The organism is Xanthobacter luteus, from assembly GCF_040049235.1.
Lineage (GTDB): Bacteria > Pseudomonadota > Alphaproteobacteria > Rhizobiales > Xanthobacteraceae > Xanthobacter.
Genome location: NZ_JBDZDO010000007.1, coordinates 320,630 through 330,662, shown reverse-complemented (window position 1 = coordinate 330,662; position 10,033 = coordinate 320,630). Strand labels below are relative to the sequence as shown.

The 10,033-nt window shown below is 69.5% G+C and carries 8 protein-coding genes; 6 read left to right on the top strand and 2 right to left on the bottom strand.

The features are described from left to right. Positions 1 to 156 precede the first annotated feature (156 nt). Positions 157 to 669, bottom strand: a complete 513-nt coding sequence (locus tag ABLE88_RS20880; protein ID WP_348833688.1) for a MarR family winged helix-turn-helix transcriptional regulator — start codon at positions 667 to 669, stop codon at positions 157 to 159. A 428-nt stretch (positions 670 to 1,097) separates the two neighbouring features. On the opposite strand from ABLE88_RS20880, the gene ABLE88_RS20875 reads away from it, so the two are divergent. The 5 genes from ABLE88_RS20875 to ABLE88_RS20855 all read left to right on the top strand — a co-directional run bounded on the left by ABLE88_RS20875 (position 1,098) and on the right by ABLE88_RS20855 (position 7,580). Continuing rightward, positions 1,098 to 3,095: an oxidoreductase gene (locus ABLE88_RS20875; RefSeq protein ID WP_348833687.1), complete on the top strand. Its 1,998-nt coding sequence runs from the start codon at positions 1,098 to 1,100 to the stop codon at positions 3,093 to 3,095. A gap of 80 nt (positions 3,096 to 3,175) precedes the next feature. Beyond that, positions 3,176 to 4,813 carry an AMP-binding protein gene (locus ABLE88_RS20870; protein ID WP_348833686.1) on the top strand — a complete coding sequence of 546 codons (1,638 nt, stop codon included), beginning with the start codon at positions 3,176 to 3,178 and terminating at the stop codon, positions 4,811 to 4,813. A 190-nt stretch (positions 4,814 to 5,003) separates the two neighbouring features. Next, positions 5,004 to 5,771 carry a glucose 1-dehydrogenase gene (locus tag ABLE88_RS20865; protein WP_348833685.1) on the top strand — a complete coding sequence of 256 codons (768 nt, stop codon included), beginning with the start codon at positions 5,004 to 5,006 and terminating at the stop codon, positions 5,769 to 5,771. A 9-nt stretch (positions 5,772 to 5,780) separates the two neighbouring features. Next, positions 5,781 to 6,551 (top strand): enoyl-CoA hydratase-related protein, encoded by a 771-nt coding sequence (locus ABLE88_RS20860; protein ID WP_348833684.1) that lies wholly within the window; start codon positions 5,781 to 5,783, stop codon positions 6,549 to 6,551. Positions 6,552 to 6,749: 198 nt separating this feature from the next. Beyond that, on the top strand, positions 6,750 to 7,580 hold the full coding sequence (locus ABLE88_RS20855) for an alpha/beta hydrolase (RefSeq protein WP_348833683.1): 831 nt from the start codon (positions 6,750 to 6,752) through the stop codon (positions 7,578 to 7,580). 6 nt (positions 7,581 to 7,586) lie between these two features. On the opposite strand, the gene ABLE88_RS20850 is transcribed toward ABLE88_RS20855, so the two are convergent. After that, positions 7,587 to 8,240 (bottom strand): MarR family winged helix-turn-helix transcriptional regulator, encoded by a 654-nt coding sequence (locus ABLE88_RS20850; protein ID WP_348833681.1) that lies wholly within the window; start codon positions 8,238 to 8,240, stop codon positions 7,587 to 7,589. Between the two features lie 225 nt (positions 8,241 to 8,465). Here ABLE88_RS20850 and ABLE88_RS20845 point away from each other — a divergent pair, with 225 nt between their 5' ends. Beyond that, the gene (locus ABLE88_RS20845; RefSeq protein ID WP_348833679.1) at positions 8,466 to 9,998 is read left to right on the top strand and encodes a 4-hydroxyphenylacetate 3-hydroxylase family protein; all 1,533 of its coding nucleotides are present in this window, start codon (positions 8,466 to 8,468) and stop codon (positions 9,996 to 9,998) included. Positions 9,999 to 10,033 lie beyond the last annotated feature (35 nt).

Genomic DNA, 10,033 nt, shown 5'->3' with positions numbered 1-10,033 from the left:
CCACCAGGCGATGCAGCCGATGTATGTGGTGCGCATCAACAACGGCAAGTTCGACATCATCGGCAAGGTGTCGGCCGAGGACGCCATCGGCCCCGACGCCTGCACCAGGTTCTGAGCCCGAGCGGGCCGCCGCGGGCCCACAAGGGCGCGCGGCGGTCAGCCCGGCTTCTGCTCCTCGCCCTCGGCGAGGGACGGAGGCTTGTAGCCGACTTCCACGGTGAGGAGCTGTGCTTGCAGCTTGCCGAGGAAATGCACCAAAGAGGCGCGCTCGTCGAAGCTGAAGCCGGCGGCGGCCTGCCGGTAGAACTCGAAGATCTTGTTCCTGAGGTCCGGCCAGAGCCGGTGTCCGGCGGGCGTGAGGCGCACCAGGCGCGCGCGGCGGTCATTGGGGTCGGTGGCACGCTCGACGATGCCGCCGCGCTCCAGGCGCTTGATCACGCCGTCGAGGTTCTGGCGGCTGACCACGAGATATTCCGCGAGGTCGCCGAACGCCATGCCCTCGGGGCGGTGCTTCTGCGACAGGGCGCCGATGACCGCCCACTGGACCGTCGTCACCCCGAGCTCCTTCACCGACTGGCGCTGCAATGTATTGCCGAGCTGGAACAGACGAAAGAAAATCCGATTGTTCAGCTGGTCGGCGGAGGTCTGCTCCTCGTGCGGCGCAATCAAGCGATCTTCCCCTGAAGCATTCACGCGGCCAGCTCCGGTTCGCACCTTTGTCACGCGGGCGGTCGAAGGGCGCGCCGCCACACCTGATCCATGGCGGCCACCATAGTTGGCAACGCTGCCGCGCTCCAGAGCGCGTTCGGGCCCGGCCGGGGTCGGCGCGCCGCTGGCATCAATGACGGCTTTTCAGTAAATATATTGATATAAATGGAGTGAAAGACGACGACGGTTCAGCGGCCGGTGCGCGGCGGAGCGCAGGATGCTGCGCCGCAAAAAGAGAAGCGTTCAAACCAGTCTCGGCGCCGCCGCCAGCCGCGGCCAACCCATCCGGAAAGGCAAAGATATTGACACTAATCCGATCCGCCGTCTATTCCTTGGAGCAATGACAAACGCGCGCCGGGCGGCGCGCGAAGGCTGTGGAGGAACTGCCCATGAGCGCGGCCCGTTCGGCGCTGCTTCGGCCCATTGCCGTCGGCAAGGTCACTTTGGCCAACCGCGTCGTCATGGGTTCGATGCATACCGGATTGGAGTCCCATCCGGAGCGCTTCGACGAGCTCGGCCGCTTCTATGCCGAGCGCGCCAAAGGCGGGGTCGGCCTGGTGGTCACCGGCGGCTTCGCGCCCACCTTCGCCGGCCGCATGAAGGACGAGCCCGGCACGTTCGAGCGGCCCGACCAGGTGGACGCGCACCGCAAGATCGTCGCGCCGGTGCATGCCGCCGGCGGCCGGATCATCCTGCAGATCCTCCATGCCGGCCGCTACGGCTACCATCCGGCCATCGTCGCGCCCTCGGCGATCCGCGCGCCCATCAACAAGGAAACCCCGCGCGCGCTGCCAGCGGCGGAGATCGAGGAGACCATCGCCGCTTACGCCAACACCGCGCGCCTCGCCGTCGCGGCGGGCTATGACGGGGTGGAGGTGATGGGCTCGGAGGGCTATCTCATCAGCGAGTTCCTGGCGCTGCGCACCAACCACCGCGACGACGAATGGGGCGGCGCGCTCGAGAACCGGGCGCGCTTTGCCCTCGCCGTGGTGCGCGCGGTGCGCGCCGCGCTGGGGGAGGGGGCGATCCTGTCCTACCGCATCTCGGCGCTGGAGCTGATCGAGGGCGGGCTCACGGAGGCCGAGACCGTCTGGCTCGCGGGCGAGGTGGAGAAGGCCGGGGCCGACTGCCTGTCCACCGGCATCGGCTGGCACGAATCCACCGTCCCCACCATCGCCGGCACGGTGCCCCACGCCGCGTTCGCGGCGCCGACGCGCCGCATCAAGGCGGCGGTGTCGATCCCGGTCACCGCCAGCAACCGCATCAACCTGCCGGAAGACGGCGCGCGCCTGATCGAGGACGGTTCCGCCGACCTGATCTCCATGGCCCGGCCGTTCCTCGCCGACGCCGCCTTCGTCAACAAGGTGCGCGACGGCCGCGGCGACCTCATCAATGTGTGCATCGCCTGCAACCAGGCCTGCCTCGACCATTATTTCACCGGCCAGGTGATTTCCTGCCTGGTCAATCCGCGCGCGCTGCGCGAGGGCGAATTCTCCGATGCACCGGCCGCGCGCGCCAAGCGCGTCGCGGTGGTGGGCGGCGGCGTCGCCGGCATTTCGGCGGCGCTGGAGGCGGGCCGGCGCGGCCACCACACCACGCTCTACGAGGCGGCCCCCGAGATCGGCGGACAGTTCACCCTCGCCGCGCAGGTGCCCGGCAAGGAGGATTACGGCCTCGCCGTCGACAGCTTCACGCGCCAGCTCGAACACGCCGGCGTGCAGGTGCGCACCGGCGCCCGCGTGAGCATCGAGGCGCTGGGGCGCAACAATTACGACGAAGTGATCATCTCCACCGGCGTCACCGCGCGCCCGATCGACATTCCCGGTGCCGACGATCCGCGGGTGGTGGGCTACACCGACATCCTCGACGGCAAGGTGGCGGCCGGCGCGCGGGTGGTGGTGATCGGCGCCGGCGGCATCGGCCATGACGTGGCGCTGTTCCTCGCCCTGGGCGAGGCGGGCGAGCGCCAGTCGGTGGCGGAGTTCGAGCAGCGCTGGGGCATCGCCGGAGCGCGCCGGGCGCCGAGCGCGCGCCGGCAGGTCACCATGGTGAAGCGCTCGCCCGGCGGCTTTGGCAAGACGCTGGGCAAGAGCACGGGCTGGATCCTGCGGCAGGAGCTGAAGGACCTCGGCGTGCGCCAGATCGCCGAGGCGCGCTATTTGAAGATCGACGCGGCGGGGCTGCACATCGCGGTCGGCGACACAATGGAGGTGCTCCCCGCGGACACCATCGTCGTCTGCGCCGGCCAGGACAGCGACCGCAGCCTCGCCGACGAGCTGGAGGCGCGCGGCCAGAGCGTCCACGTGGTCGGCGGCGCGCGGCTTGCGGGAGAGCTCGACGCCAAGCGGGCGATCCTGGAGGGGGCCATGGTGGGCAACCGCATCTGATGGCGCGGTGAGTTCGACGTCCGTCGCAGGGGGCCATGGCAGCTCCGAAACAAGACGGCGGGCGCTTAGGGAGGGAAGTCGTGACGCTGAACCTCGATGCCCCATTTCTCCAGAGACGGGATGCCAATTACCAGCCGCTGACGCCGCTGAACTTCCTGTTCCGCGCCGCCGACGTGTTCCCCGAGCGCACCGCCGTGATCTATGGCGCCGAGCGCCTGACCTGGCGCGACTATGCGCACCGATGTCTCAAGCTCGCCTCGGCCCTGAGGCAAGCGGGCGTCCAGAAGGGCGACGTGGTGGCGGTGCTCGCGCCCAACATCCCGGCGGTGCTCGAAGCGCATTTCGGCGTTCCGCTGGCGGGCGCGATCCTCAACACCATCAACATCCGGCTCGATGCGGCGGCGATCGCCTTCATCCTCGACCACGGCGAAGCGAAGGTGCTGCTGGTGGACCGGCAGTGGAGCGCCATCGCCGCGGAGGCGCTCGCTCTGTCGTCCAGCAAGCCCCTGGTGGTCGACATCGAGGACGACATGGCGGAGGGCGGCGGGCGCGTCGGCGCCCTGACCTATGAAGAACTGCTCGCCACCGGCAGCGCGGAAGATCCGGTGGTGTGGCCCGAAGACGAGTTCGAGACCATCTCGCTCAACTACACGTCCGGCACCACCGGCAACCCCAAGGGGGCGCTCTATCACCACCGCGGCGCCTATCTGAACGCGCTCGGCCAGGTGATCCACCACCGGATGGACCCGAGCTCGGTCTATCTGTGGACCCTGCCCATGTTCCACTGCAACGGCTGGTGCTTCACCTGGGCGGTGGCGGCCGTGGGCGGAACCCATGTCTGCCTGCGCAAGATGCTGGCCGAACAGGTGTTCGACGTCATCGACGCGACCGGTGCCACCCATCTGTGCGGCGCGCCGACGGTGCTCGGCATGCTGGTGGAGGGCGCCGCCCGCGCGGGGCGCCGCCTCCATGCGCCGGTGGCGGTGATGACCGCCGGCTCGGCGCCGCCGGCGCCGGTGCTCAAGGCCGCCGAGGACCTCGGCTTCGTGGTGCGCCACGTCTACGGGACGACGGAGATGCACGGCGTGGTCTCGCTCTGCGATTGGCACGGCGAATGGGACGCGCTGCCCGGCGAGGAACGCTCCAGGATGATGGCCCGCCAGGGGGTGCGCACCGTGGTGACGGACCAGATGATGGTCGCCGATCCGCTCACCCTCCAGCCGGTGCCGCGCGACGGCCAGGCCATGGGCGAGGTGCTGTTCCGCGGCAACATGGGCATGAAGGGCTACCTCAAGAACCCGGCCGCCACGGAGGCGGCCTTCGCCGGCGGCTGGTACCACACCGGCGACCTCGCGGTGGTCCATCCCAACGGCTACATCGACATCAAGGACCGCTCCAAGGACATCATCATCTCGGGCGGCGAGAACATCTCCTCCATCGAGGTGGAGGAGGTGCTCTACCAGCACCCCGCCGTGGCCTCGGTGGCGGTGATCGCCATGAAGCACGACCATTGGGGCGAGCGGCCCTGCGCCTTCGTGGAGCTGAAAGGGGGGGCGGACGGCGTGCTCACCGCGGAGGAGCTGCTCGATTTCTGCCGCGCCCGGCTCGCCAAGTTCAAGGTCCCCGACCGGGTGATCTTCGGGCCGATCGAGCGCACCGCGACCGGCAAGGTGCAGAAGTTCAAGCTGCGCAGCCTGATCCAGGACCAAGGCGAATAAGGCTGTCATGGGCCACGGATTCCGCGTCTCCGGCTCGGACGCCTTACCGGCGGCGTCATCCCACGGCTGGTCCGGGGGATCCACTCTGTGGCCGGCCCCGCGATCCGGCGTGAGGCGCAGGGCAAAGGGCGAGGTGGATGGCCCGGACAAGCCGGGGCATGACGGCGCCTGAACGATAGGGGACAAAGACATGAGAGGCCTGAAGGACCGCGTCGCCATCGTCACCGGGGCGGCCGGCGGGATCGGCCAGGCGATCTGCCGGCGCTTCGTCGCCGAGGGGATCAAGCTCGCCGCCGCCGACGTGAACGCGGCCGGCCTCGAGGCCCTCGCCGAGGAGCTGCGGGCGGGTGGCGGCGCGGTGCTCCCGCTCGCCTTCGACATCACAAGCTTCGAGGACGTGGCGGCGGCGGTGGCGCGGGCGCAGGCCGAGTTCGGGCGGCTCGACATCCTCGTCAACAATGCCGGCTGGGACATCGCCAAGCCGTTCGTGGAGACCGATCCGGAGCTGTGGGACAAGATCATCGCCATCAACCTGCGCGGGCCGCTGAACCTGCACAAGGCGGTGCTGCCGGCGCTGATCGCCGGCGGCGGCGGCAAGATCGTCAACATCGCCTCCGACGCCGGACGGGTCGGCTCCTCCGGGGAATCGGTCTATTCCGCCTGCAAGGGCGGGCTGATCGCATTCTCGAAGACCATCGCCCGCGAGTGCGCGCGCGACAATGTGCGGGTCAATGTGGTGTGCCCCGGCCCCACCGACACGCCGCTTCTGCGCTCGTTCGTGGGGGAGGGGGAGTTCGGGCAGAAGATCTATGACGGCCTGCGCAAGGCGATCCCGCTGAAGCGCCTGGGCGAGCCGGACGACCTGCCCGGCATCATCGCCTTCCTCGCGAGCGCCGACGCCGATTTCATCACCGGCCAGGTCATCAGCGTGTCTGGCGGCCTGACCATGCACGGATAGGGACGAGCGATGGACTACCAGGACATTTCCTACAAGGTGCGCGGGCCGGCGGCCTGGGTCACCATCAACCGGCCGGAGAAGTACAACGCCTTCCGCGGCATCACCTGCGAGGAGCTGATCCACGCCATCGGCAAGGCGGGCTGGGACAAGTCCATCGCCGCCATCGTGCTCACCGGCGCCGGGCAGAAGGCGTTTTGCACCGGCGGCGACCAGTCGGCCCATGACGGCGCCTATGACGGGCGCGGCACCATCGGCCTGCCGGTGGAGGAATTGCAGAGCCTGATCCGCGACGTGCCGAAGCCGGTCATCGCCCGCGTCAACGGCTATGCCATCGGCGGCGGCAACGTGCTCGTCACCTGCTGCGACCTCGCCATCGCCGCTTCGACCGCGGTGTTCGGCCAGGTCGGACCCAAGGTGGGCTCGGTGGACCCCGGCTTCGGCACGGCGCTGCTGGCGCGCGGCGTCGGCGAGAAGAAGGCGCGCGAGATCTGGATGCTGTGCCGGCGCTACAGCGCCCAGCAGGCGCTGGAGATGGGCCTCGTCAACGCGGTGGTGCCGCCCGACGAGCTCGACGCGGAAGTGGAGCGCTGGTGCATGGAGATCCATGCGCTGAGCCCCACCGCCATCGCCATCGCCAAGAAGTCGTTCAACCTCGACAGCGAGAACATCCGCGCCATCTCCGCCATGGGCATGCAGGCGCTCAGCCTGTTCTACCAGACCGAGGAATCGCGCGAGGGTGTGAAGGCGTTCCTGGAGAAGCGCCCGCCGAAATTCCGCTAGCGCCGGAGCGGCCGGTCTCCAAAGGAGAGCTCGGGCCCGCCCGTTGCGCGCGCCGTCATCCCCCGGCGGTCCGGGGATCACGTCGGGCCCGGTGCGCGAACGGGCTTGCGGCGCGGGGCAATCGGCTGCGTCAATGCCCCGGACAGGCGCGGCTGACGCCATCCACATCGAATACCCCGCCCGCTGCGAGGCCAAGCCATGGAGATCGAGGCCGTGGACTACGAGACCCAGATCAACATCGCGCTGCGCATCCCCGATCGCGAGACCGTCATCGAGGGCTGGCACCGCGACGCCGAGGCCTACCGGCAGGAGGCGCGGGCCGAGCTCGGCATCCCCTACGGTCCCGGCGCGCGGCAGTATGTCGACGTCTTCCACGGGGACGGCGGCGGCGGCAGCCTCGCCCCGGTGGTGCTGATCCACGGCGGCTACTGGCAGCGCTATGACTGCCGCGCCTTCAGCCACCTGGCGTCGGGGCTGAACCGGCACGGCGTCGACGTGATGATGCCCAACTACACTTTGGCGCCGGAAGTCCGGATCGAGGACATCTACCGCGAGATGTGCACCGTCATGGTGCGCGCTTATGAACGCTGGCGGCGCCCGGTGGTGATCGCCGGCCATTCGGCGGGGGGCAACTTCGCCGCCCGCATGCTGGCCGAGGACTGGACCAGGCACGGACTCCCCGGGGACTTCGTGCGCTCCGCCTTCTCCATCTCCGGCATCTATGATCTGCGGCCGGTGATCGGCACCACCATCAACGGGGCTCTGAAGCTCGACGAGGCGCGCGCGGTGGCGCTCAGCCCGCTGCTCCAGCCGGCGCCGGACAGCGGCATCCTCGACGTCCTCGTCGGGGCGCTGGAGAGCGAGGTCTATCTCGCGCAGGCGGACGAGATCGTCCGCGCCTGGGGCAAAAGCGGGGTCCAAGCGAGCGGGGCGCAGGTTGCCGGCGCGAACCACCTCACCGTGCTCGCGCAGCTGACCGACCCCGAGAGCCCCGGCCTGCGCACGCTCGTGGCGCGGGCCGGAGGCTGAGGCCGGTCAGCCCTTCCGCTTGCCGGCGGTGGCGGCGGGCAGCGGCGCCGGCGCCTGCTCCGACGCCGGTGGGTCTGCCAGGAACGCCTGCAGCTTCAGCGCCCGCTCGCTGCTGTCGATCAGCCGGCCCATGATGTCGTTGAGCAGGCGGAACTCCCCGGCCGTGAGCGGGCCGAACTGCACGTCGTTCACCTGGCGCTGCACCGGCGCCAGCGCGCTGAGGCGGCGCCAGCCTTCCGCGGTGATGCGCAGCTTCACGCGCCGGCGGTCCGCGTCGTCCGGCTCCTTGCTCACCAGGCCGAGGCGTTCCAGCTTGTTGGTGAGGGTGGTGATGAAGGCGCCGCTGAGATGGAGATGGGTGGCGAGCCTGTTGACGCTCACGCTGCGCTCCTCGGCGTCCAGGTGGCCGATGGAGATGAGCACGGAATATTCCACCCCGGCGAGGCCGATGCGCGCGGCGTGGCCGGCGCGCACCGCCTCGTGACGCGCCAGGAAGCCGAACAAGGCGTGGACCAGCTGGCGGAACTCCCGGTCGCTGCCGTCCGCCAGCAGCTCGGGGCGGGACACCGTGAGCGGCGCGGCCTGAAGCGGCGCCCGCTCAGCCGGAGCCGCTCTCTTCGGCGCCCCGTTTGCGGCCCGGGTCTTTCTCGCATCGGACACGTCTGCAACTCCTCGGCCCCGGCTGCCGGCGCGCGCCGCCCGGCTCCCCTGCCTTTAGCCCGCCGGCGGGCCCGATCCAAGCCGAGGATGCCGCCAAAACACTTGTAAAAAAAGCTAATAATGCTAGCATTTAGCCGCCACGGAGTGCCCGCCGACAAAAAGCGGGCCGGATCGGCGGGGGTGCGCCTTCGCTCGACCAGCCGACACCAGAGGAGCACGCCCCACATGAACGCAGCCCCCGGCCTTTCCCAAGCCCCGGCCCAAGGCCCGGCCCAAGGCCCGGCCCAAGGCCCGGTCCAAGCGCAGGTCAAGGACGGCGCCCAGCACGTCGCCAGCGTCAATGACGGGCGCGCCGTCTATCTGGACGGCAAGCGGGTGGGGGACGTGACCACCCACCCCGCCTTCCGCAACGCCGTCGCTTCGGCCGGCATGCTCTACGACTACCAGGCGGCGCCCGAGAACCTGGAGAAGATGACGTTCGAGCTCAGCCCCGGTCATCGTGTCGGGAGGGCCTGGCAGCTGCCCGAAACCTACCAGGACCTGGTCGTCCGCCGCCAGGCGCTGGTGGCGCAGGCGCAGCTGACCGGCGGCTTCCTCGGCCGCTCGCCGGACCATGTGGCCTCCTCGGTGTGCGGCCAGTATATGGGCTTCGAGGTGTTCGAGCGGCACGACGCCAAGCGCGCCGCCGCGTTCCGCGACTGGTTCGAGGACGTGCGCCGGCGCGACGTGTTCCTCACCTATGTCATCAACAACGTGCAGGGCGACCGCTCCAAGGCCTTCGGCAGCCAGCAGGAGGGGGCCGAGGACATGGTGGCCCGCATCGTCGACGAGGACCACGAGGGCATCACCATCCGCGGCGCCAAGCTGTTCGCCACCTCCTCGATCATGGCGAACGAGATCTATGTCAGCTCCGGCCAGCCGCTGGTGCCGGGCGAGGAGCACCTCGCTTTCTCCTGCGCCTTGCCCATGGACGCGCCGGGCCTGATGCTGTTGTCGCGCAAGTCGTTCGAGGCCCATGCGGTGAGCGAGTTCGACAACCCGCTCGCCGCCCGCTACGACGAGAACGACGCCTTGGTGTTCTTCGACGACGTGAAGGTGCCGTGGGAGCGCGTCTTCACCTATCGCGACACCGACATGTGCCGCGCCCAGTTCCACGACACGCCGGGCCACGTCTATCAAAACTACCAGGCGCAGATCCGCCTCTCGGTGAAGCTGAAATTCCTGGTGGGCCTTGCCCGCGCGCTGACCGAGATCATCGGCACGTCGAACTTCCCCCAGGTGCGCGACACGCTCGGCAAGCTCGCCGCCCAGGCGGCGATGATCGAGGGCCTGGTCTACGGCATGGAGGCGGCGGGCTATCAGCGCGGGCGCTATTTCCTGCCCGACCGGCATCTGCTCTACGCCGCCCAGGTGCATTCGCAGGAGATCTATCCCCAGGTCATCGGCACCGTCCGCGAGCTCGCCGGCGGCGCGCTGTTGATGCTGCCCTCCTCGGTGGAGGACTTCTCCAACGCCGACCTTGCCCGCATCATCCGCCTGACGCAGATCTCCCCCGCCGTCAGCGGCGAGGACCGGGTGAAGCTGCTGAAGCTCACCTGGGACGCGGTGGGCTCGGAATTCGCCTCGCGCCACCAGCAATACGAGATGTTCTACGCCGGCGCGCAATACGTCACCCGCGGCCACAGCTTCCGCACCTATGACTGGGCGGGGGCGGCGAAGGCGGTGGAGGTGATCACGTCAAGGTATGGGCTGGGGTGAGGGGGGCGTTCCGCCTGCGGCGTCAAGCGCGGCGG

Coding starts and splice junctions, on each gene's coding strand:
- ABLE88_RS20875 (WP_348833687.1), top strand. CDS start 1,098: ATGAGCGCGGCCCGTTCGGCGCTGCTTCGGCCCATTGCCGTCGGCAAG.
- ABLE88_RS20865 (WP_348833685.1), top strand. CDS start 5,004: ATGAGAGGCCTGAAGGACCGCGTCGCCATCGTCACCGGGGCGGCCGGC.
- ABLE88_RS20855 (WP_348833683.1), top strand. CDS start 6,750: ATGGAGATCGAGGCCGTGGACTACGAGACCCAGATCAACATCGCGCTG.
- ABLE88_RS20845 (WP_348833679.1), top strand. CDS start 8,466: ATGAACGCAGCCCCCGGCCTTTCCCAAGCCCCGGCCCAAGGCCCGGCC.
- ABLE88_RS20860 (WP_348833684.1), top strand. CDS start 5,781: ATGGACTACCAGGACATTTCCTACAAGGTGCGCGGGCCGGCGGCCTGG.